At 59.9% G+C, this 21,535-nt stretch carries 19 protein-coding genes and 1 pseudogene; 10 read left to right on the top strand and 10 right to left on the bottom strand.

Features of this window, described 5'->3' with window-relative positions; genetic code table 11:
- Nucleotides 1-73 precede the first annotated feature (73 nt).
- Both NN484_RS21680 and NN484_RS21675 read left to right on the top strand, forming a co-directional pair.
- Nucleotides 74-2,482 (top strand): glucose/quinate/shikimate family membrane-bound PQQ-dependent dehydrogenase, encoded by a 2,409-nt coding sequence (locus NN484_RS21680; protein WP_274657851.1) that lies wholly within the window; start codon nucleotides 74-76, stop codon nucleotides 2,480-2,482.
- A gap of 104 nt (nucleotides 2,483-2,586) precedes the next feature.
- Nucleotides 2,587-3,876 (top strand): carbohydrate porin, encoded by a 1,290-nt coding sequence (locus NN484_RS21675; RefSeq protein ID WP_274657850.1) that lies wholly within the window; start codon nucleotides 2,587-2,589, stop codon nucleotides 3,874-3,876.
- Nucleotides 3,877-3,969: 93 nt separating this feature from the next.
- Here NN484_RS21675 and NN484_RS21670 read toward each other — a convergent pair whose 3' ends face one another.
- Entirely contained in the window at nucleotides 3,970-4,902 is a 933-nt protein-coding gene (locus NN484_RS21670) for a helix-turn-helix transcriptional regulator (protein ID WP_215500382.1), read from the bottom strand.
- Between the two features lie 592 nt (nucleotides 4,903-5,494).
- On the opposite strand from NN484_RS21670, the gene NN484_RS21665 reads away from it, so the two are divergent.
- The 5 genes from NN484_RS21665 (at nucleotide 5,495) to NN484_RS21645 (ending at nucleotide 10,517) form a co-directional block, all read left to right on the top strand.
- Entirely contained in the window at nucleotides 5,495-6,844 is a 1,350-nt protein-coding gene (locus NN484_RS21665; protein WP_127647383.1) for an MFS transporter, read from the top strand.
- Nucleotides 6,845-6,943: 99 nt separating this feature from the next.
- Complete coding sequence (locus NN484_RS21660) at nucleotides 6,944-7,636, top strand: fumarylacetoacetate hydrolase family protein (RefSeq protein WP_274657849.1); 693 nt, start codon at nucleotides 6,944-6,946, stop codon at nucleotides 7,634-7,636.
- A gap of 45 nt (nucleotides 7,637-7,681) precedes the next feature.
- Complete coding sequence (locus NN484_RS21655; protein ID WP_127647387.1) at nucleotides 7,682-8,446, top strand: SDR family oxidoreductase; 765 nt, start codon at nucleotides 7,682-7,684, stop codon at nucleotides 8,444-8,446.
- A 31-nt stretch (nucleotides 8,447-8,477) separates the two neighbouring features.
- Entirely contained in the window at nucleotides 8,478-9,434 is a 957-nt protein-coding gene (locus NN484_RS21650) for a 2-hydroxyacid dehydrogenase (protein WP_127647389.1), read from the top strand.
- Nucleotides 9,435-9,614: 180 nt separating this feature from the next.
- Entirely contained in the window at nucleotides 9,615-10,517 is a 903-nt protein-coding gene (locus NN484_RS21645; protein WP_274657848.1) for a bestrophin family protein, read from the top strand.
- A 101-nt stretch (nucleotides 10,518-10,618) separates the two neighbouring features.
- Here the strand turns inward: NN484_RS21645 and NN484_RS21640 are convergent, their stop codons facing one another.
- Both NN484_RS21640 and NN484_RS21635 read right to left on the bottom strand, forming a co-directional pair.
- Nucleotides 10,619-11,071 (bottom strand): winged helix-turn-helix transcriptional regulator, encoded by a 453-nt coding sequence (locus NN484_RS21640; RefSeq protein ID WP_274657847.1) that lies wholly within the window; start codon nucleotides 11,069-11,071, stop codon nucleotides 10,619-10,621.
- Between the two features lie 47 nt (nucleotides 11,072-11,118).
- Complete coding sequence (locus NN484_RS21635; protein WP_274657846.1) at nucleotides 11,119-11,274, bottom strand: hypothetical protein; 156 nt, start codon at nucleotides 11,272-11,274, stop codon at nucleotides 11,119-11,121.
- Between NN484_RS21635 and NN484_RS21630 the strand changes: the two genes are divergently transcribed.
- Together NN484_RS21630 and NN484_RS21625 are read left to right on the top strand one after the other, a co-directional pair.
- Nucleotides 11,273-12,238: an SDR family oxidoreductase gene (locus NN484_RS21630; protein WP_274657845.1), complete on the top strand. Its 966-nt coding sequence runs from the start codon at nucleotides 11,273-11,275 to the stop codon at nucleotides 12,236-12,238. The genes NN484_RS21635 and NN484_RS21630 overlap by 2 nt on opposite strands.
- A gap of 15 nt (nucleotides 12,239-12,253) precedes the next feature.
- Nucleotides 12,254-12,874 (top strand): NADPH-dependent F420 reductase, encoded by a 621-nt coding sequence (locus NN484_RS21625; protein WP_274657843.1) that lies wholly within the window; start codon nucleotides 12,254-12,256, stop codon nucleotides 12,872-12,874.
- 114 nt (nucleotides 12,875-12,988) lie between these two features.
- Here the strand turns inward: NN484_RS21625 and NN484_RS21620 are convergent, their stop codons facing one another.
- The 3 genes from NN484_RS21620 to NN484_RS21610 all read right to left on the bottom strand — a co-directional run bounded on the left by NN484_RS21620 (nucleotide 12,989) and on the right by NN484_RS21610 (nucleotide 15,729).
- The gene (locus NN484_RS21620; protein WP_274657842.1) at nucleotides 12,989-13,423 is read right to left on the bottom strand and encodes a GNAT family N-acetyltransferase; all 435 of its coding nucleotides are present in this window, start codon (nucleotides 13,421-13,423) and stop codon (nucleotides 12,989-12,991) included.
- Between the two features lie 468 nt (nucleotides 13,424-13,891).
- Nucleotides 13,892-14,761 carry an NmrA/HSCARG family protein gene (locus NN484_RS21615; protein WP_274657841.1) on the bottom strand — a complete coding sequence of 290 codons (870 nt, stop codon included), beginning with the start codon at nucleotides 14,759-14,761 and terminating at the stop codon, nucleotides 13,892-13,894.
- Nucleotides 14,762-14,793: 32 nt separating this feature from the next.
- Nucleotides 14,794-15,729, bottom strand: a complete 936-nt coding sequence (locus NN484_RS21610) for an NADP-dependent oxidoreductase (RefSeq protein WP_274657840.1) — start codon at nucleotides 15,727-15,729, stop codon at nucleotides 14,794-14,796.
- Nucleotides 15,730-15,831: 102 nt separating this feature from the next.
- On the opposite strand from NN484_RS21610, the gene NN484_RS21605 reads away from it, so the two are divergent.
- A complete protein-coding gene (locus NN484_RS21605; RefSeq protein WP_274657839.1) occupies nucleotides 15,832-16,707 on the top strand; it encodes a LysR family transcriptional regulator in 876 nt (291 codons plus the stop codon).
- Here the strand turns inward: NN484_RS21605 and NN484_RS21600 are convergent.
- The 4 genes and pseudogenes from NN484_RS21600 to NN484_RS21585 all read right to left on the bottom strand — a co-directional run.
- Nucleotides 16,687-16,887: pseudogene (locus tag NN484_RS21600) on the bottom strand (winged helix-turn-helix transcriptional regulator); the annotation flags it as partial. The gene NN484_RS21605 and the pseudogene NN484_RS21600 overlap by 21 nt on opposite strands.
- A gap of 31 nt (nucleotides 16,888-16,918) precedes the next feature.
- Nucleotides 16,919-18,778 carry an ABC transporter ATP-binding protein gene (locus NN484_RS21595; protein ID WP_274657838.1) on the bottom strand — a complete coding sequence of 620 codons (1,860 nt, stop codon included), beginning with the start codon at nucleotides 18,776-18,778 and terminating at the stop codon, nucleotides 16,919-16,921.
- An 81-nt stretch (nucleotides 18,779-18,859) separates the two neighbouring features.
- Entirely contained in the window at nucleotides 18,860-19,228 is a 369-nt protein-coding gene (locus tag NN484_RS21590; RefSeq protein WP_127647401.1) for a fe2+ zn2+ uptake regulation protein, read from the bottom strand.
- Nucleotides 19,229-19,294: 66 nt separating this feature from the next.
- Nucleotides 19,295-21,535, bottom strand: coding sequence for a TonB-dependent receptor (locus tag NN484_RS21585; protein ID WP_127647403.1), 2,241 nt, complete (start codon nucleotides 21,533-21,535; stop codon nucleotides 19,295-19,297).

Raw genomic sequence — 21,535 nt, 5'->3', positions numbered from 1 at the left:
TACTGAATTAGTGATTTAACTAGGTAGTTACCTATCTATATAATGCACGCCTCATTTCAACGGGACATTCAACGTGAAGCAGAGTCAACGCCTCTCAGGCATATCAACATTCATTCTGGTCGGGCTGGGCGTGATCATCGCCCTGCTCGGCTTGGCACTTGCTGCTGGCGGCGTGAAATTGGTCAGCCTGGGAGGGTCCTGGTACTTCCTGGTGGGTGGGCTGGTGATGGCCGTTTCCGGTCTGCTGATCGCTCGCTTCAAAACGGCCGGCGCGTGGTTGTTCGCAGCCTTCCTGGTGGGCACGGCGATCTGGGCAGTGAGTGATGCCGGGCTGGTGTTCTGGCCGGTGTTCTCGCGCCTGTTCATGTTCAGCGCCGTTGGCCTGGCGGTGACGCTGGTCTACCCACTGCTCAAGCGTGCCACCGGTGGCGTGCCGGGGCGCGGCGCTTATGGCGTTGCCGCCGCATTGGCCGTGGCGCTGGCCGTTGCAGCAGGCAATATGTTCGTGGCGCACCCGACGGTTGCTGCTACCGGCACGGGCCCGGGCCTGACACCTGTCGAGCCAGCCAACGCGCAAAAGGACTGGGCACATTACGGTAATACCGAGGGCGGCAGCCGCTTTGCTGCGCTGGACCAGATCAACCGTAACAACGTCGACAAGTTGAAAGTGGCGTGGACCTACCACACCGGTGACATCGCCGAGAGCGATGGCAACGGCGCGGAAGACCAGCTCACCCCGCTGCAGATCGGCAACAAGGTGTTCATCTGCACCCCGCACAACAACCTGATCGCACTGGATGCCGACACCGGCAAAGAGCTGTGGAAGAACGCGATCAACGCCCAGTCCAAAGTCTGGCAGCGTTGCCGTGGCATGGCTTATTTCGATGCCACCAAGGCCATCGCTCAGCCGAGCAACTCGAGCATCATCGAAGCCAAACCTGCACCACCGGCCGCCAACTGCCAGCGCCGTCTGCTGACCAACACCATCGATGCGCGCCTGATCGCGGTCGATGCCGACACCGGCGAGTTTTGCCAGGGTTTCGGCAACAACGGTCAGGTCGATCTGAAGGCCGGTCTGGGTGATGTCCCGGACAGCTACTACCAGCTCTCCTCCGCTCCGCTGATGGCCGGCACCACCGTGGTGGTGGGCGGTCGCGTGGCCGACAACGTGCAAACCGACATGCCGGGCGGCGTGATCCGTGGTTTTGACGTGATCACCGGCGCCATGCGCTGGGCATTCGACCCGGGCAACCCGCAGGACAAAAAGGCCCCGGCCGACGGCAGCACCTATGTGCGCAGCACGCCGAACAGCTGGGCGCCGATGTCCTACGACCCGGCGACCAACACCGTGTTCCTGCCGATGGGCAGCTCGTCCACCGACATCTACGGTGTCGAGCGCAGCAAACTCGATCACACCTACGGCGCTTCGATCCTGGCGCTGGACGCCACCACCGGCGATGAGCGCTGGGTATTCCAGACCGTGCACAACGACCTCTGGGACTTCGACCTGCCGATGCAGCCGAGCCTGATCGACTTCGACAAGGACGGTAAAACCGTTCCGGCGCTGGTCATCGGCACCAAGGCCGGGCAGATCTACGTGCTCGATCGTGCCACCGGCAAGCCACTGACCGAGGTTAAAGAAGTACCGGTCAAAGCCGCGAACATCCCGAACGAACCGTACTCGCCAACCCAGCCGAAATCGGTGGGCATGCCGCAGATCGGTGCTCAGCACCTGACCGAATCCGACATGTGGGGCGCAACGCCGTACGACCAGTTGCTGTGCCGGATCGATTTCAAATCGATGCGTTATGACGGCCTGTACACCGCGCCGGGTACCGACAAATCGCTGAGTTTCCCGGGGTCGCTGGGTGGCATGAACTGGGGCAGCATCTCCACTGACCCGGTCCACGGCTTCATCTTCGTCAACGACATGCGCCTGGGTCTGTGGATTCAGATGATCCCGTCGCAGAACAAGGCTCAAGCGTCTTCCGGTGGTGAAGCGCTGAACACCGGCATGGGCGCCGTGCCGCTCAAAGGCACGCCGTATGCGGTGAACAAGAACCGCTTCCTGTCGGTTGCCGGCATTCCTTGCCAGGCGCCGCCGTTCGGCACCCTGACCGCCATCGACATGAAGACCCAGAAAGTCGCCTGGCAGGTGCCGGTCGGCACCGTTGAAGACACCGGTCCACTGGGCATCCGCATGCACCTGCCGATCAAGATCGGTCTGCCAACCCTCGGCGGCACCCTGTCGACCCAAGGTGGCTTGATCTTCATCGCCGGTACTCAGGACTTCTACCTGCGCGCCTTCAACAGCGGCAACGGTGAAGAGGTGTGGAAAGCGCGTCTGCCCGTCGGCAGTCAGGGCGGCCCGATGACCTACGTCTCGCCGAAAACCGGCAAGCAGTACATCGTCGTCACCGCCGGTGGTGCACGTCAGTCGACCGATCGCGGCGACTACGTGATGGCCTACGCCTTGCCGTAAGCCGCTGTGCCCGTGTCAACCACGGGCGCTTCCATTTGAGCGCGGCACCTGAGGGTGCCGCGCCGCTTTCCGATATCGCTAAAGATTTGTGCAGGAAGATCTCCATGTTTCGTTTTACTCAATCCGGCTGGTTCAACGGCGTGCTGTTGGGCCTGACTTGCAGCGCCGCTCTGCCCGCCTTCGCCGACACTGATTCGAACCTGCTGACCCGCAATACCCTGACCGGCGACTGGGGCGGCCTGCGCCACCAGATGGACGAAGACGGCATCAAGTTCACCGGCGATTACACCGGTGAAATGGCCTACAACGCCAACGGCGGCCTGCACCGTTCAGCGCGCTACTCGCAGAACATCAAGCTCGGCGTGCAGTTCGACCTGAGCAAACTGTATGGCGTGGACAACGCCGGCAAAGTGCAGCTGACCATCAACGACCGACGCGGCAACAGTGCCTCCGAAGATCTGGTCGGCAACCGTCTGCCGATCCAGGAAAACTACGGCGGCCTCTACACCCGCCTGACCGAGCTCAGCTACGAGCGCAGCCTGTTCACCCCGGCGCTCAACGTGAAGCTGGGTTACATGGCCATGGGCAATGACCTCGGCGGCCTCGACAGCGGCATTCTGTGCAACTTCATGAACGCCGGTTTCTGCGGCCATCCGCTGAACATGTCCGGCGGCAGCGGCTGGACCAACTACCCCAACGCCCACCTGGGCGTGCGCGTGAAGTACGACTTGTCGCCGTCCTGGCAGTTGCGTGTGGCCGCGTTCAATGTCGATCCCGAGAGCAACGGCAACTCCAGCCGCGCCTGGCATCTGGGCCCGAAACACACCACCGGGACCGTGGTGCCGATCGAGCTGGTGTACAAACACGCCGGTGAGTTGCCCGGTGAGTACAAGGTTGGTTACTACTACGACAGCTCTGATGTGAAACGCATCGGCAGCGACAAAGACGTCTCCGGCCGTGGCGGTCATTACCTGCTGATCGACCAGGCGGTGTGGCGTTCGCCGTCGTCCGAGGGCCGCAGTCTGCACGCCTTCGGCCAGTACTCGGCGGCCAGCGAAGCGGCGTCGCCGTTCAGCAAGTGGTACGGCACCGGTCTGGTGTTGTACAAACCGTTCGAAGGTCGCCCGCGTGACACCGTTGCGCTGGGCTACGGCCGCGCTGTGCCCAACCCGCGCAGCCGCGATGTGCAGCAGGACGCCGCGCTGGCCAACGGTACGCAGTTGCCAAATCTGGACAGTGGCGAGCAATTGATCGAACTCGGCTACGGCTATCAGGCCACACCTTGGCTGACATTGCGCCCGAACATGCAATACATCATCGAACCGGGTGCGTTTTCCGGGCAGGACATCGACAACGCGTTGGTGTTTGGTTTGCAGGTGAAAGCTGCGCTCTGATCCCTCGATTTGAAGGGACTGCAGATATCAATGAACCCGGCACAGCGCCGGGTTTTTTGTTGCTCGATTATCTCGACTCGGCAGGTTCCCTCATCAGGTGTTCAAGGCTGACTGCGGCGTGTCAGGGTTGAGTTGCCGGCGTCGGAATTGCCCGGGAGGCTGTCCATGAATCTGACGAAAGCGCCGGGAAAAATAAGCTTCATCCGCGAAGCCGCATAACCTCGCCACCTCACCCACCGGGCGTGTGCCATTGAGCAGGTAATTACGCGCCGTGTGCATCCTGCGTTCAAGCACCAGTTCGGTAAACGTCTTGCCGATTTCCTTGCGTAACCAGTGGGTCAGGTACGTTGGTGACAGATAGGTCGCAGCCGCCACCTTGATCAGGTTGAGATCGGGATCGGCAATGTTCTTGCGCAGATACTCAAACATGCGGCTCAGCGCATCGCGTCGACTGGCTTCAGCCGCATTTTCCTCTGCCAGGCGTTTGAGCGGCTCGGCATACAGAAAACAGACGCGGCCTATCAGTTGCAATAACAAACCCTTGAGCATTTCGCGCGTACCGAACTGACGGTTTTCATCCAGGGTGCGCATTTGTTCGATCAAGAGACAGAGCCTGCTGAAATCCTCATCCCCCAGAATAAAGTCCAGATGCTCCTGAAAGCGGAACGGTGACAACTCAGGTGCCAGAAGAATCGACACCTCCTCAAGGTCCATCGGGTCGCACTGCAAATGTGGCAACAGGAAGGTTTGGGAAAAGTTGATCACGATGAAGTTGCTGTCCGCCGGATGCGGGATCACATGCACGCGATGCGGCAGGATAAAGGCCAGGGTATTGCGCGGAAACGGTCGCACAGCGTTACCAATGTGCTGCACGGTGTCGCCGCCTAGGTTGATCTGAATCTGGAAGTACTCATGCCGATGCGGGCTGGTCTCGGCGCGTCGACCCTTTTTGTCGCGAATGTAAAAGTCGGTGAGCTCACTACGTTGCTGCATGACATAGGTGGGGACACGGCTGGGTGACGACATTTTTCGAGAATCCTCGACAGGTACGTTGGCAGGTTGTCCTGGCGTTGCCGGGCAAGTGGCGGCATTCATCTTGAAACATCAGGGCCATGCCTTCAAGAAGTCATACGATGTCTTCGCGAGTGAGCAGTTTTTCCAGCAATGCGTGCCGATTCTGGCTGTCCAAAAAAACCACCTCAAGGTGATTTCATTTAGTTATTTAAAAACAGACAGATAGACGAATATCACGCATTGATTTCGAAGATTTCTATCTTGGCTTGTTCTTGGACAGGTTTGTCCAATCGGCTTTTCAACAAAAAAACGATCTAACACCTGGATTGATTTAGCGATGTTGTACGACCACTGTAATTAACCACGCAGCCCGACTTCTATCAAAAACAATCAAAGGTGCGCACGTCATGACTCTGCTTTTGCTCCCCGCTGACCCTCCCGAACTCACGCCTGAAGCGCGTGGCGCACGACGGACCTGAACGTCTGCGGCTAACGCTCACTGTCCTTTTTTCAGCACTCGATGACTCACGCCCCGCTTTTGCGGGCACGGCTTCGGCTGCTCGAAAACATCTCGACATTTCTAACAATAAAACGAGGCACGCTCATGTCGAACACCCACACCTCCCAGACCACCGCTGCGCCGTTGATTGCCGGTGCGCGAGACAGCGTACTGCCTCAGCGGCTGCCGTCGCGGCGCCGTTGGTTCATGCTCTCTTTGCTGCTGATTGCGACGATCATCAATTACATCGACCGGGTAAACATTTCGATTGCAGCACCGTTCATGGCCAAGGACCTGGGCCTGGACAAGATCGAAATGGGCCTGATTTTTTCGGCCTTCGCCTGGACGTACGCTCTGGCCCTGGTGCCGGCAGGTTTTATAGCCGACCGCTTCGGTTCACGTTTCACCTACGGTGTCTCGCTGATCAGTTGGTCGACGGTCACCGTCTGCCAGGGATTTGCCACGGGGTTTGCCTCACTGTTCGGCCTGCGACTGGCCGTCGGCGCCATGGAGGCTCCGGCGTTTCCGGCCAACAGTCGTGCAGTCACCGTGTGGTTTCCGGCACGCGAGCGCGGTTTGGCCAGCAGTATCTATGTTTGCGGCCAGTACCTGGGCACGGCGTTGTTTACCGGTGCGCTGTTATGGCTGGCCACGACCTTTGACTGGCGCCACGTCTTCTACAGCACTGGCGCGCTCGGTGTTGTCTTTGGTGTGCTGTGGCTTTATCTGTATCGCGATCCGCTGAACTGCAAGAAAGTCAGTAAAGAAGAGCTGACCTATATCGAAGCCGGCGGTGGACTGGTCAAGAGCAGTCAGGAACGCACCCGCTTCAACTGGCGGCAAATCGCCGAGCTGTTCAGCTACCGGCAGATCTGGGCGATTTGCATCGGCAAATTTGCCAGCACCTCTGCACTGTATTTTTTCCTCACCTGGTTCCCGACCTACCTGATCGAAGAACGCAAGCTGACCATGATCAAGGCCGGGATTTTTGCCGTGATGCCTTTCGTGGGCGCGACCGTTGGCATCCTTCTCGCCGGTATCGTTTCCGACCTGCTGATCCGTCGCGGTTATTCGATGTCCTTCGCGCGCAAATTGCCCCTGGTCATTGGCTCGATGCTGGGAATGTCCATCGTTCTGGTGAATTTCACTGACTCCAACGTGATCTGCATTGCCGTATTGACCGTTGCTTTCTTCGCTCAAGGGATCGCTTCGTCTTCATGGGCTGCGGTGTCGGAAGTGGCGCCCAAGGAACTCATTGGACTCACCGGCGGCATCACCAGTCTGGCCGCAAATATCGGCGGCATCGTCACGCCGATCGTGATTGGCGCGATCGTCCACGCCACAGGTTCGTTCGCCTGGGCCTTCTGGTTCATTGGTGGTGTCGCACTGATCGGTACCCTTTCCTACTCGCTACTGCTCGGCCGGTTGTACCGCATCGAATTGAAGGCGAGCTGAACCGCAAAGCACCGTTTTCTCCAACAAGAGGCGGCATTCGTCCAACTTTGCCAACGACCGCCGCCGTACGCTGCAGCTTCTGACAGGACTTTTAACAGGATGAACATGACCGAGTATGTTTTTACCCCGGATCTGCCAGTGACCTTGCCGGTAGTCGGCAGTGACCAGCGTTTTCCCGTCGGCCGGGTGTTTTGCGTCGGCCGTAATTACCCCTGGCCAGACACTCAGGGGCAATCCCGTCAGCCTCCGGTATTTTTCATGAAGCCGGCGAGCAACGTGGTGGACGCCGTTGGTGAAGTGCCATTCCCGCCTCTGACCGAAGAGTTTGTTCACGAAATCGAACTGGTCGTGGCCATCGGTGAAGGTGGCGCGGATATTCCAGAGAGCGAAGCGTTGGCCTATGTATGGGGTTACGCCGCCGGCCTCGACCTGACCCGTCGCGACGTGCAGCGCCTTGCCAAAAGCAACGGTTTGCCGTGGGAAGGTGCCAAGGTTTTCGACGGTGCCGCACCGATGACCGCGATCGTGCCCGCCAACCGGGCAGGACGTCCCGACGGAGAGTTGTGGCTGACGGTAAACGGTCAGGAGCGTCAGCGCGACAGCCTCGACAACCAGATCTGGTCGGTCAGTGAAGTGATCAGCCGAATCTCCCAATCGGTGACCCTGAAGGCCGGCGATCTGATCATGACCGGCAGCCCGGCTGGCGTCGATGTGCTGCAACCGGGCAACATCATCAACGCCGGCATCGACGGTATCGGCCAACTCGAAATGCGCGTCGGCCCGCGGACTTGATCCCTGGCCACGCCCAAAGCGATTCGTAGACAGGAGAACAATAAGATGTCGAGCGCTCAACCTCTGAAAGTAGCCTTGGTGACCGGTGCCGGTAGCGGAATCGGCCGCTCCGTGGCCCTTGGCCTGATGGCCGACGGTTACACCGTGGTACTCGCCGGACGCCGACCGGAACCGCTGCAGGAACTCGTCGAGAGGGCAGCAGTGGAAGGACACCAGGCGTTGGCGGTGCCCACTGATGTGCGCGACCCGGCGAGTGTCGATGGGCTGTTTGCAACCATAGCCCAAGTGTATGGACGCCTTGACGTCGTCTTCAACAATGCCGGGGTGAACGCCCCTGCCGTGCCCCTGGATGAACTGACATTCGAACAGTGGCGCAACGTGATCGACACCAATCTCAACGGTGTTTTTCTCTGCGCCCGTGGTGCGTTCGGGCTGATGCGCCGGCAACAACCGCAGGGCGGTCGGATTATCAATAACGGCTCAATCTCGGCCCATACGCCACGGCCGTTCAGCAGCGCTTACACCGCCAGCAAACACGCTGTTCTCGGGCTGACGAAGTCCTTGGCCCTGGATGGTCGAGAATTCAACATCGCCTGCAGCCAGATCGATATCGGCAACGCTCTGACCGAAATGTCGGTGCGCATGACCAAGGGCGTGCGACAGGCCAACGGCACTGTCGCCGTGGAGCCGATGGTCGACGTCAAGCATGTCGCCGATGCCGTGCGCTATATCGCTGGCCTGCCACTGTCGGCCAACGTCCTGAACATGACGGTCATGGCCACGGCCATGCCTTTTGCCGGCCGTGGTTAAGCCGGCCTTTTATTGAGTAAGTGAGGTTTACATGAAGCCAGAAGTCTTGCAGCTCAGCCCGATCCTGATTCCTGAAATCAACGCTCGTCTCAGCGAACTGTTTACGGTCCGACGTTATTTCGAGCAGGCTGACAAAGCGGCGTATTTGCATGAGCACGGAGCCAATATCCGTGGCGTGATCACGGGTGGCCATACAGGGATCAGCCAGGCGCTGATGGCACAGCTGCCGAAACTGGAAGTGGTGGCCGTCAATGGCGTCGGCACGGATGCGGTGGACCTGGCCTACGCCCGGGATCGCGGAATTCGTGTTACTGCAACCATCGGCGCGCTGACCGAAGACGTGGCCGATCTGGCGATCGGCTTATTGATCGCGGTGTGTCGCGGTCTGTGCACCAGCGACCGTTATGTGCGCTCCGGCCAGTGGCCGCAGAGCCCGACGCCGCTGGCCCCGCTGCCACTGGCCCGGCAGGTTTGCGGCATGCGCATCGGTATCGTTGGCATGGGCCGGGTCGGCCGCGCCGTGGCGGTGCGGGCTGCTGCGTTTGGTTGCCCGATCAGTTACACCGATCTGCAACCGATGAGCGACGTCAGCCACACCTTCGTGGCTGACCTCAAGCAACTGGCCCGCGACAGCGATGCCTTGATACTGGCAGCCGCCGCCGACAAAGCCGAGGCGATAATCGACGCACACGTGTTGCAGGCACTGGGCAAAGATGGATACCTGATCAACGTGGCGCGAGGCAAACTGGTCAACGAAGTGGATCTGGTGGCAGCACTGACGGCCGGAGAGATTGCCGGCGCGGCGCTGGATGTGTTTGTCGACGAGCCGAACGTGCCAGAGGCCCTCTTTGCCAACGAACAAGTGGTGTTGCAACCCCATCGCGCCAGCGCGACGCTGCAGACACGCACGCGAATGGGCGAGATGGTCGTGGCGAGCCTGCTGGACAGCTTTGCCGGAAAAACGCCAAAAGGATGTGTCACCGGCTAGCGATTGTCAGACACCCTCTCGCTCCTCTTGAAAGCGCCGCAGGCGCGCCCAGGCAGCAGGCCTGTCAGCGTGGCCTGCGTAGCCCTGCTCTGGCGTATGCAGCCAGCCATCGAACCTTTACACCGAAAACACCGTCCGAGCTAAGACGTTATTGCTTACCGCTCGCCACGAGGTTTCCGTTTGAAAGCTGCCATCGCCAAAAAATACCGTTTGATCATCAAAACCATGGGCTATGTCGGCTGGTCGCTGTTCTGGTTGTTGCTCTGGGACATCGCCGTCACCGTCGACTTCATGTTGTTTCTCAACGCCAAGATCAATCTGCCGCTGATGCCCCTGACATTGCTCGGGTCGGCGCTGGTGGTGTTGATCAGTTTCCGCAACAGCAGTGCCTACAACCGTTGGTGGGAAGCGCGAACGTTGTGGGGCACGATGATCAACAGCTCCCGCAGCTTCGCCCGGCAGGTGCTGACGCTGCTGGATGACCCCGATAGCGAAGTGAATCCGCTCAAGGCGACGCTGTTGCGCCGCCATGTAGCGTATGTCAATTGCCTCGCGGCGCATCTGCAAGGCCAGCCTTGCCCGGAGGAAGTCCGCGCCTTCATCCCGGCGGATGAGTTCGCCCGCAGCGGCACCACCAACAACTTTTCCAACGACATCCTCACCGGTTCTGCGTCCTTGCTGGCCCGGGAATACAAGGCCGGGCGCCTGGACAGCATTCGTCTGGCACGGCTGGAATCGACGATGGTCGATCTGTCCAACAGCCAGGGCGGGATGGAGCGCATCGCCAATACCCCGCTGCCCTACCCTTACGTGTATTTCCCGCGCCTGTTTATTTCGCTGTTCTGCCTGATTGTGCCGGTGGGCCTGGTGGAATCGCTGGGTTGGTTCACCCCGCTCGCCTCGACGGTGGTGGGCTTTATGCTGCTGGCCATCGAACGCATCGGCACCGACCTGCAAAGCCCGTTTCGCCATAGCGAACACCAGATCCAGATGGAAGCCCTGTGCGAAACCATCGAGAAAAACCTGCAGTCGATGCAGCGCGATTCGTTGGGGGATGTGCGCAGGGTTGTAGAGACTGCTTGAAGACACGCTCTGAGGGACGCCAGGGCGCAAAGCCCTGGCGAGTGGCAGCGATCACTTTTTCTCTGGCGTGCAACACGACAGGACAGCGCCCGCCGTCTAGCTCACGCCTGGCTCTCAGGAAACATGCATCCGCCATTGCGCACCAGCGCCTTCAATTCCTCACTCACCTGCGTTGGGTTCTGACTTAGTCGAGTCACGAACTCACCGAGGTCCCGTGCGTATGACTTCGAATCGTGCTTCGCGCTCCAAAGCACGATGTTGAGGACGATGGGAATGAGATCCAGGCCTTTCTCCGTCAGCGTGTAGAAATCCTTGCGCCGGTCGTCGGGGTTGGGTGCTTTCGACAGAACGCCTTGCCCCTCGAGAAAGGCAAGGCGGGAAGCAAGGACGTTGGACGCGATGCCCTCTTCCGATTTCAGGAACTGGCCATACGTTTTCTTACCCACGAAAACGATGTCGCGAATGATCAGCAGCGACCATCGGTCGCCAAAAATCTCAACGCCATAGTTCACAGCGCAATGGGAGCGAATGTCTTCTTTCGATAGTTTTTTCATGGCCGGATCTTAGCATTACTTGCAGCGTGCAAGTAAATTTACGCAGATCACTTGCTTTTTAAAAGTGAAAAGACCAGCATGGCTCGCAGGTTGAACGCAATCGCCGGAACGCCCACTCCGTCAAGCACACCCATTTCTCCATCGGCGTCAGTCTCTTCGGCTGAGTGCGCCTGTAGCACATCACTTACCTGGAGCTTCAACATGCACGTATTCGTCACTGGCGGGACCGGCCATTCCGGTCCGTACATCATTTCCGACCTTCTCGCCGCCGGCCACGAGGTCACCGCGCTGGCCCGATCTGACAGCTCGGCGCAGGTGCTCACTGCGCTCGGCGCAAAGGTGCGTCGCGGTGATCTCAATGATCTCGATGGTCTCAAGGAGGCGGCTGCAGCCGCCGACGGCGTGATCCACGTCGCGCACCGGCAAGACCTGCTTCCGGTCGGCGGGATCGACGCTGTTGCCGCAGCGGAAGTCCAGATCATGCTCGCCTACGGTGATGCGCTGGCTGGAACCGGAAAGCCGCTGGTCGTGTCGGGCAGCATCGGCTCGGCAACCAACGAGGGTTGGCCGGTTCCCGGGCCGCTCCAGAACCGACCGGCGACCGAAGAGGATCCGGCGCTCTCGGCGGCTGGCGATCAATACAAGGGCTCGCTACGGGTTCGTAACATCGTCGAGCTCACCGCCATCGGTCTCGCCGAGCGCGGCGTGCGCACTTCCGTGGTGCGCATTGCCGAAATCATGCACAGCGCAGCCGACAAGGCCGGTTTCCTGCAGGTCCTGATCGGGCAAGCCAAGGAAAAGGGCGTGGTCGGCTTCCCCGGCGACGGCACCAACCGGTGGGCGGCCGTGCATGCCCGTGACCTCGCGACCCTGTTCCGTCTGGCGCTGGAGAAGAGTCCCGCGGGCAGGTACTGGCACGCGGTTGCCGAAGGGGCTATCCCCTACCGCGAGCTCGCGCAGGCCATTGGCAGCCGTCTGAACCTGCCCGTCGTGTCGATTCCCGTGGACGTGATGATGGGGCCGGGGTTCTTCGGTTTCCTCGCCAACCTGGTGACGCTGGACACCCCGGCGTCGAACGACATCACGCGCCAGATGCTCGGCTGGACACCCACGCAGCCCGGCCTGTTTGCCGATATGGACAATGGCCACTACTTCCCTGCCGCCTGAATTTGGAGATAACCCATGAGCACTATCAGCATCATCGGAACAGGAGGCATGGCGACGGCGATCGCCCGTCGTGCCGCCCAGGCTGGATACACCGTTGAGGTGATCAACCGCGCGCCCGCCAAGGCGCAGGCGTTGGCCGACAAGCTCGCAGCCGGCGCGATCACCGGGACGTACGGCGCCACGCCGGCCGGCGACATCGTCATCCTCGCCGTGCCGTACACCGCTGCGGCGTTGGTGGTGGCCGATTACGGCGCCGCGCTCGACGGCAAGGTGATCATCGACATCACCAACACCGCGGCTCCGGACCTCAAGGGCCTCGTCTCCCCCGCCGGAAGTTCGGGGGCGCAGGAGATCGCCAGGATCGCCCCCGCCAACGCGCATGTGGTGAAGGCATTCAACACCCTTTTCGGCCACGTGCTTGCCAGGGGCGGCGCCCTCGACGCGTTCATCGCCGCCGACAATCAAGAGGCCAAGACGCGCGTCTCGACGTTCATCGAAAGTCTCGGGCTACGTCCGTTGGATGTCGGTGGCCTGTACATGGCCCAGACGCTCGAGGCGCTTGGCCTGATGATGATCGGCCTGGCAAAAAATGGCGCGGCCTCTTGGGACCTCGCTTTGCACGTCGATATTGGTTGAATCGACGCCCCCCTCACCGGCTGCTCCACGCGCCATACAACTCGCCACGCTGGGGGTCGTTTTGGGTTCTGTATTCAACCCATTACTTGCCCCCGGCGCATCTCAGGCCATATTTCAGCTCGCTGTCCAGGCCATTTCGATGTGAGTGGTGGTTTCACCAGTCTGGCGAAAGCCCAGGCTTTCATAGAGTTTGCGCGCCAATGCGTTCGTTCGGAAAACCCCCAGTTGCAAAGGCACATGGCGCGCTGAGGCTTGCAACTGGAGTTCCTTCAAAATGCGGGTGCCAATGCCCTTGCCTTGGAACTTGGGTGAAACAGCGATGTTCTGAACATGGATTCGATCCTCCTTGTCCAGAACTTGAACGTAACCAACCATCTGGCCATTGAACTCGATAACTGAAGTGACTGTGCATGCAAATTCTGCAGCGAAGTTAGAACGCTGCCAATTTTCCTCCCAGCCCCATATTTTCTCGATGTGATCGTAGAAAACGGCTCGATGCAGGTTAAACAGGGTTGTTCGGTCACTGTCGGTTGCGGGACGTACCGTCATAGTCACTTATCGATCTCTGCTAACGCACGCCCTCAAGTGCGGCGCTATGTCGGCGTGCCCTTGATAGGTGCTGAAGTCTGGGAAGGCTAGCTCAGTAATCGCCTTCCATTTTTCTGGGAAATCTTCTACTGATGCATAACCCTTCACGTGCCTGCATGATCAGATCAGTGCCGACAATCTGCTCAAAAACTCCTTACCTGATGACTACCGGAAAAGCTGCCTTGAGTCGATAGCGATCATTCATATGAACGTCCGCTGCTGGCGGATGACTGCCGGTCACGAATGGTGGCTATCGGTGAGAAGCGGCCGCTCAACACCGGCTACTATCAACTGTTTAAGGTCACAAGCCCTCGGCGAAATACGGAAATTACTCCTGACGCCGCACGACGGGTTCCAGCAGCTTCCAAGGTCTTGCCCAGCTCGCAAATGCTCGGTCGATTGAGCCAGGCAATACTCACCGTGGACGGTTTATGCCTCGGAAATGGCCTCGCGCACAAAGTCTTCATAGGTACGCAGTGGGTGCCCGATGAGGGTCTGAAGCTGTTCTACAGTTCCTTCAACTGATTGCATGCCGAAGTTCTGGATACCCGACATCATCAGACGCATGTCATAAGCCAGCCAGGTGGGGCCATACGAAGCCAGCTGTCCTTCGAAAGCGGCCACGTCATCACCGCCATAGGCGATCTCGCGGCCCAGTGCTTTGCTCCAGATATTTGCCACTGACGCACCGGTGAGCACGTGCGGCCCAACCAATTCCAGCGTTTCACGGCGCAGTGCAGTGGGCGCTTTATCGCGTCGCAGCAGTTCTGCGACCGCGACATCAGCGATATCGCGCGCGTCAATCATCGACACGCCCGCCGCGCCGATCGGCATGGGGTAAACCGAGTAGTTCTGAATAGTCTGCTGGACCATGCGGTCGTTTTGCATGAAGTACGCCGGACGCAGAATCGTGGCAGGCATGTCCAGACTCTCGATCATGCGTTCAACCGTATATTTGCCAGTGAAGTGCGGGACATTGGTGAATTTGTCGGCATGAATCACCGAGAGATAAACGATGCGCTCGATACCCGCTTCACGAGCCAGGTTTAGCGTAATGAGGGCTTGAGTGACCTCGTCGGGCGTCACGGCATTGAGCAGGAACAGGGTACGCACCGACGCAAGCGCAACGCGCATCGACGCGACGTCAGTGAGGCCTGCGACAACTTCAGTCACGCCAGCCGGAAACGCCCTCTTGCCCGCTTGGCGCACAAGGGCTTTGACCTCGGCGCCCGCGTCTGCAAGGCCTTGAGTGATCAGTGAACCGATGGTGCCGGTGGCGCCAATAACCAGAATGCTCATGTTTAAAACTCCTGCGTGGGATTTAGAGTGGATCAGCGAGTGAAATCGGCAACAACCTTGCCCGTCCGTGAAACGGTGCGATTGCGTTCGATCGCCGTGGGAATATCAGAAAAGCCAACAACGTCGCCGATCCTCGACTGAAGCGTGCCGTTGGCGACTTCCGTGGCGAGCTTCTCCAGCAATTGAGGATCAGGCGTGTTCATGAACCAGAGGCCACGGCGACCCGCCGGCGTTCGGGCAAGAATGTCGGGAGAGGACGTGCCGACAATCACACCGTCCGGCGCCAACACCTGCCATGACCGATCCAGAACCTCACCACCGACGTAATCGAGCACCAGGTCAATATTGCGGACGATGTTTTCGAAACGTTGCGATTGGTAGTCAAAGACAAAATCGGCGCCGAGGCTTCGCACGTAATCCAGGTCCGCAGTGCCTGCCGTTGCAAAGACCTCTGCGCCCGCCCGCTTGGCGTACTGCACGGCATAAGCACCGAGCCCACCGGCGGCGCCATGAATCAGGATTCGCTGACCCGCGAGGATCGGCCCCGCGTGATGAAGACTGTTCCACGCCGCAACGGCTGCTACAGGCATGGCGGCCGCATGGACGTCCTCCAGACTCTCAGGCGTCAGGGAAAGACTCGCTTGATCAACGGTCACGAATTCAGCGTAAGCGCCCAATGCGCCCATCGCGCCCATGACACGGTCGCCCACACTGAAACGAGAGGCTCCGGGCCCGACCGTCTCAATCACTCCGGCCATCTCGGCGCCCAATACGATGGGCAATGGCAGCGCGAACGCGTTGCGCACATGTCCTTCGCGAACCTTCCAGTCGATGCCATTCACGCCCGCGGCCCGAACCCGAACCAGAACCTGGCCCTGCTCGGGGGCTGGCTTCTCGATCTTGGCAATTGTCGCGGCTTGCGCGCCACCGTAGGCGCGTATCAATACAGCACGTTGAAGGGTGTTCATGGGAATTCCTCATATCGTGTTCCGATGACAAGAAATTAATCCGTTGCACATACAAAACGAAGACCACAAAATCCAAACACCTCGTTTCAGATATGGAACACCATGAACCTTAATGCGCTGATTGATTTCATCCTCGTCGCCACCAATGAAGGGCTGGGTAAGGCAAGCCGTGCGAGCGGCATTTCCAAAGCCACTTTGTCACGCCGAATCTCCGACCTTGAAGATCAACTGGGCGTGAGGCTGATTGAGCGCAGCGCACGGGGTCTGAAGCTGACCGAAGCGGGTGAGGCGCTGATGTCTCGAACCGAAGGCCCGCTGAGTGAAGTGACCGATGCCATGGCAGCAGCACGTGAAGGGGTTTCAACGCCTCGCGGACGCCTGCGAGTCGCTGCTCCGATCTTGTTCTCGCAGCTCGCAATGGGACGTATCGGCGCCGAGTTCTGTGCGGCCTATCCGGAAGTCTTCATCGAGGTCGTGTCGGAAGATCGCATGGTGGATCTGGTCGAGGAACAATTTGACGTCGCCATTCGAATCAACCCGAGCCCGGACAGCAGCCTGGTCGGCCGGTGCTTCGCCAAGGACCGGCTGATCGTGGTCGCGGCGCCTCAGATTCCAAGGCCGATGGCCGGCGCGATCAGACCCGTTCCCGCTATCGTGACCTCGACTTTCCAGCCAACGCAATGGAGTCTTGATGGCGGGCAGTTGGTCTTGGAGCCGATCCCGAAGATGCGATTTTCTTCGCTGCTGATGGTCCGCGATGCCGCTATCGCCGGTGGCGGAGCAGCGCTCATTCCCCAGTCCATCGCCTGGAACCCACTCGCTCGTGGTGATTTGGTTCAGTGGGGGACGGTGTCAGGTGTAGAACCAGCGCTTTGGGTCTTGCACACCTCCAGGCGGCTCGCAGCGCCAAAGGTTCGCGCATTCGTCGACTTCATGTGTGACAAGTATTCAGACATGTCACTTGTTCTGACGGGATAGACCGACCGGTACCGGCGTGGGAATTTGCCATGAAGGTTTGTTGCCGTCCTGACTGTCGAAAGCGCGGCGCGCTTTGCGCAAGTCCTCGACGTTCTCGACTACCCAGGTCCAGATGGGCGACATACGAAACAACAGCTCCATGCCCAGCGGCGTCAGCTCATACTCGACACGCGGAGGCACTCAACATGCCCCCGCCGTGTGCCCTCCTCGCTTACGCCTGATCCAAGGCCTCCACCACGCCTTTGTCTTCCCCAAGGAAGCCGCCGCTCTGATGCGCCCAGAGTCGCGCATACACGCCGTTCTTCTCCAGCAATTCAGCGTGGGTGCCCTGTTCGATGATGCGGCCGTCGTCCATGACGATCAGGCGGTCCATCGCCGCAATCGTCGACAGCCGATGGGCGATCGCGATCACGGTCTTGCCCTGCATCATGTCATCGAGGCTTTCCTGAATCGCCACTTCGACTTCCGAATCCAGCGCGCTGGTGGCCTCGTCCAGCAGCAGGATCGGCGCGTTTTTCAGCATCACACGCGCAATCGCCACACGCTGGCGCTGGCCACCGGACAACTTGATCCCCCGCTCGCCTACCATCGTGTCGTAGCCGGTATGGCCCTGGCGATCGCTGAGTTGACGGATGAATTCATCGGCCTGAGCGTTGGCCGCAGCGCGGCGGATTTGTGCGTCGGTCGCATCCGGCCGGCCGTAGGCGATGTTGTCGCGAATGGAGCGATGCAGCAGCGAGGTGTCCTGAGTGACCATGCCGATGCAACTGCGCAGACTGTCTTGCGTGACGTGCGCGATGTTTTGCCCGTCGATGCGAATCTCCCCGCTGTCGACGTCATAAAAGCGCAGCAGCAAGTTGATCAGCGTGGATTTGCCGGCGCCCGAGCGGCCCACCAGACCGATCTTTTCGCCGGGACGGATGCTCAGGCTCAGACCGTCGAGCACCTGACGTTCGCCGCCGTAGTTGAAGCTCACCTTGTCGAAAGTCACTGCGCCACCAGTGGTGACCAGCACCCCGGCATCCGGCGCGTCCTGGACCTTGGTGCCTTGGGTCAGGGTGGCCATGCCGTCCTGGACGGTGCCGATGCTTTCGAACAGCGAGGTCATTTGCCACATGATCCAGTTCGACATGCCATTGATCCGCAACGCCATGGCGGTGATCGCCGCCACGGCACCGGCGCCGACATCGCCCTGATGCCACAGCCACAGGGCATACCCCCCGGCCGACATGATCAACCCCACAACCAGGGCCTGATTGACGATCTCGAACAGGCTGACCAGACGCATCTGGCGGAAGCCGGTCAGCTTGAAATCTTCCATCGCCGCCCGGGCGAAGTGCGCTTCGCGGTTGGAGTGGGAGAACAGCTTGACCGTGGTGATGTTGGTGTACGCGTCGGCGATACGCCCGGTCATCATCGAACGCGCGTTGGCCTGTTCCTGCCCGACTTTGCCCAGGCGCGGCACGAAGTACGCCATGGCCAGACCGAACAGCACAACCCACGCCAGAAACGGCAGCATCAGTTTCAGCGCAAAGCCGCCGGCCAGGGCGATGATCGCAATGAAATACACGCCGATCCCGGGCAGGATCTCGATCAGGGTGAACAGCACGTCACGCACTGCCAGCGCCGTCTGCATCACTTTGGTAGTGACGCGGCCGGAGAACTCATCGGAGAAAAACGAAAGGCTTTGCCGCAGCATCAACCGGTGAAAGTCCCAGCGCAGGCGCAGCGGCAGGTTAATTGCCAGGATCTGATGCTGAACCATAGTGCGCAACGCCACCAGCCCGACACTGAACACCATGACAATGCCCATCCCCCACAACACGCGACTCTCCTGCACAGCCGCCTCCCCTCCGGCCTGCCAGGTCGAGAGCAGATCCACGACCTGGCCGAGGAAGGAAAACAGCCACGCTTCATAGATCGACACGGCGGCACTGAGCAGCGCCAGCGCCAGGATGTAACCGCGGGCCCCACGAGTGCAGGCCCACAGAAATTTCGCCAGGCCGTTGGGCGGCGGCGGCACCTCGTCAGGCGGGAAAGGGTCGAGTCTTCGTTCAAACACACGAAGCATGGTGATCTCCAAAACAGTCAAGTCAGGAGATTCTGCCACCGATTGAATCCCGGGAGGTCTTTGTGAAAAAGTGTGTGTTCATCAAGACGACTTGAGCATGTCCCACGCCTCGGGGGTAAAGCGGTAGCTTCTGTCCGACTGGATCTTGATGACCCCCACTTCGGCAAGACGCTTGAGTACTTCGCGGACGCCGACGATCGTCAGCTGCGAAAAAGACGCTTCTATATAAGCATGCACGCCCTGCACGCCGATCAGACGCTGTTCCCGGGTCGCCAGGACCAGTGCAGTGATCACCTTTATACGGAACAGACTGGTACGCAAACCGTAAACATGCAACATCTCGCGGATAGGACGGTTCGCGCTGTATGCAAACTCCAGCGCAAGTTGATGGCGCGCGGCCTGAAACCGACGGCCGCTGCCAGTCGAGGTGAATCCCTGGTTGTCCAGCATGCGAATACTCCTGTCGCCAATGAAGCGGACAGGCAGCAGCCATTGGGCCGTGCCTGCCCTTGCACGTCAAAAATCGACTGTTGCCGACAACTGCAGGGTGCGCGGGTAACCCGGTGAGAACGCACCGTACGAAGCGACGCCCGACCAGTACTCACGGTCAAACACGTTCTGCACCGTGGCGCGGAATGTCGTCGGCCGGCCTTCGATTTTCGTTGCATAACGTGCGCCGGCATCGACGCGCGTCCACGAGTCCAGCTCCTGAGTGTTTGCCTGATTGACGTATTGGCTGTCGGTATAAATCGCACCACCTGTGAGGGTGAAACCCTCCAGCCACGGGGTATCCCATTCGGCCCACAGATTGGCCTGCACATCGGGCACACCGACCGGTTTGTTGCCCCGGTTGGCGGCGGTGGCCGAATCGGTCAGTTCGCCATCGAGCACAGTCACGCCCCCCATCAAACGCGTACCCGGTGCCACTTCACCGAACATGCTCAATTCGATCCCGCGGTTGCGCTGCTCGGCCTGCACCGAGAACACGTTGCCGGCACCGATCTCACCGCTCGGTTTCTCGATCTGGAATAACGCCAGAGTGGTCATGAATGTGCCGTGTTCGTACTTCACACCGAGTTCATGCTGCTTCGATTCGTAAGGTGCGAATGTCTCGCCGGCGTTGGCCGCTGTGCCTGGGGCAATGTCACCTTTGCTCAAGCCTTCTACATAGTTGTAGTAGAGGGAAACGTCTTCCCAGGGCTTGACCACCACGCCGACCAGCGGGGACGTGGCGCTGTCGTTGTACTTCGAACTGACTGAACCGGTCGCGTTGTAGTTACGCGACTCGATGTCCTGGCGACGCACGCCGAGGGTCAGCTGGAAGCGATCATCGAGCATGGAAAGGGTATCGGTGAACGCAACACCCGACAGTTGCGACTCGGAAACGCGCAGTACCTTTGGCGAGCTGATGTATTGCTTGGGCGCATCGATCGGGTGATAGATGTTGGAACGGATGTCAGTGCCGTTGTTGATCCCGCGAGACAACTCATCCTGGTACTGGGTCGCCATCAGTGTGGTTGTATGGGTGATCGGTCCGGTGGCGAACACACCTCGGATCCCGACATCGGCGGTCGAACGATCGACGTTGAATTTGTAGTAACCCGGTATGTTGCTGGTATCCCCCGCCTCGTTGAGGATCCTTGGCACCTGATCGGACATGCGTTTGACGTCGGACTTGCCGCCACCGGCATGGGCGAACACGGTCAGCGTGTCGCTCAGGTCGTATTCGCCGCCGAGCAATGCCGACTGCTCCTTGGTGTCCGACCAACCCCAGTCCTGCGACAGGTTGGTGCGGCCATTCGGTGCGGATGGAATATCGACGCCCGGCGCAACAGTGAACGGTCGTGATGCGCCCTCCCAGCTTTCTTTCTGGCTGATGTAATCCAGGTTCAGGCGTAAACGCTCACCGCGATAATCCAGCGCGATGGCACCAATGCCCAGGTCGCGGTGCTGATCATCGATCGCGGTGTCGCCGCCTTGCAGGTTGCCGTTGAAGCGCACACCAAACTGGTTTTCCGAACCGAAGCGACGACTCAGATCCAGGTGACCGCCCACTTGGGAATCCGAGGCGTAAGTGGTGGTGACCCGCGTCAGGTCTTCGTCCAGCGGACGCTTGGGAACGATGTTGATCACCCCGCCTACACCACTGTTCGGCGAGATACCGTACATCAGCGCGCCCGGCCCCTTGAGCACTTCGACACGCTCGGCGTACTCGGTAAACACCCGATAGTTGGGCGCAACGCCGTACACGCCGTCGAACGCCAGTTCACCCAGGTTGCCCTCGCCAATCGGGAAGCCGCGAATGAAAAACGAATCGACGATCCCCCCTGTCTGACCGGTCGAGCGCACTGACGGATCGCGCTCCAGCGCATCGGCCACCGTCACTGTCTGCAGGTCGGCCAGGGTCTTGGCGGTGTAGCTGGTGACACTGAACGGCGTGTCCATCACATCCTTGTTGCCCATCATGCCGAGCCGTGCACCGCGCGCGACCTGGCCACCGGCGAGTACCTCCGGCAATGCGGTCGGGCCGCTGTAGCGAGCGTTGATGTTGGTGGTGTCGAGCGTCAGCGCATCGAGGCTGTCAGCGGCCGACGTCGTCGTTGGAATATTCGGGGTCTTGTCGGCGGCAACGTCCTGTTGCTCGGGGCTCGCTGCCCAGGCGTTGGCGCTTGCTGCGACCAGAACAACATTCAACATGGCGGTACGAATGGCGAGTGTTAACACGCGCTCACCGCATGGACGACTGACAACAGGCAT

The sequence above is a fragment of the Pseudomonas serboccidentalis genome, from assembly GCF_028830055.1.
In the GTDB taxonomy this organism is placed as follows: Bacteria; Pseudomonadota; Gammaproteobacteria; order Pseudomonadales; family Pseudomonadaceae; genus Aquipseudomonas; species Aquipseudomonas serboccidentalis.
The sequence above is the reverse complement of the archived record's forward strand: the minus strand, read 5'-3'. Positions and strand labels throughout refer to the sequence as shown.

Coding starts and splice junctions, on each gene's coding strand:
- NN484_RS21640 (WP_274657847.1), bottom strand. CDS start 11,071: ATGAAAAAACTATCGAAAGAAGACATTCGCTCCCATTGCGCTGTGAAC.
- NN484_RS21620 (WP_274657842.1), bottom strand. CDS start 13,423: ATGACGGTACGTCCCGCAACCGACAGTGACCGAACAACCCTGTTTAAC.
- NN484_RS21585 (WP_127647403.1), bottom strand. CDS start 21,535: ATGCCTGTTGTCAGTCGTCCATGCGGTGAGCGCGTGTTAACACTCGCC.
- NN484_RS21595 (WP_274657838.1), bottom strand. CDS start 18,778: ATGCTTCGTGTGTTTGAACGAAGACTCGACCCTTTCCCGCCTGACGAG.
- NN484_RS21590 (WP_127647401.1), bottom strand. CDS start 19,228: ATGCTGGACAACCAGGGATTCACCTCGACTGGCAGCGGCCGTCGGTTT.
- NN484_RS21630 (WP_274657845.1), top strand. CDS start 11,273: ATGCACGTATTCGTCACTGGCGGGACCGGCCATTCCGGTCCGTACATC.
- NN484_RS21635 (WP_274657846.1), bottom strand. CDS start 11,274: ATGTTGAAGCTCCAGGTAAGTGATGTGCTACAGGCGCACTCAGCCGAA.
- NN484_RS21665 (WP_127647383.1), top strand. CDS start 5,495: ATGTCGAACACCCACACCTCCCAGACCACCGCTGCGCCGTTGATTGCC.
- NN484_RS21625 (WP_274657843.1), top strand. CDS start 12,254: ATGAGCACTATCAGCATCATCGGAACAGGAGGCATGGCGACGGCGATC.
- NN484_RS21670 (WP_215500382.1), bottom strand. CDS start 4,902: ATGTCGTCACCCAGCCGTGTCCCCACCTATGTCATGCAGCAACGTAGT.
- NN484_RS21605 (WP_274657839.1), top strand. CDS start 15,832: ATGAACCTTAATGCGCTGATTGATTTCATCCTCGTCGCCACCAATGAA.
- NN484_RS21615 (WP_274657841.1), bottom strand. CDS start 14,761: ATGAGCATTCTGGTTATTGGCGCCACCGGCACCATCGGTTCACTGATC.
- NN484_RS21610 (WP_274657840.1), bottom strand. CDS start 15,729: ATGAACACCCTTCAACGTGCTGTATTGATACGCGCCTACGGTGGCGCG.
- NN484_RS21655 (WP_127647387.1), top strand. CDS start 7,682: ATGTCGAGCGCTCAACCTCTGAAAGTAGCCTTGGTGACCGGTGCCGGT.
- NN484_RS21650 (WP_127647389.1), top strand. CDS start 8,478: ATGAAGCCAGAAGTCTTGCAGCTCAGCCCGATCCTGATTCCTGAAATC.
- NN484_RS21660 (WP_274657849.1), top strand. CDS start 6,944: ATGAACATGACCGAGTATGTTTTTACCCCGGATCTGCCAGTGACCTTG.
- NN484_RS21675 (WP_274657850.1), top strand. CDS start 2,587: ATGTTTCGTTTTACTCAATCCGGCTGGTTCAACGGCGTGCTGTTGGGC.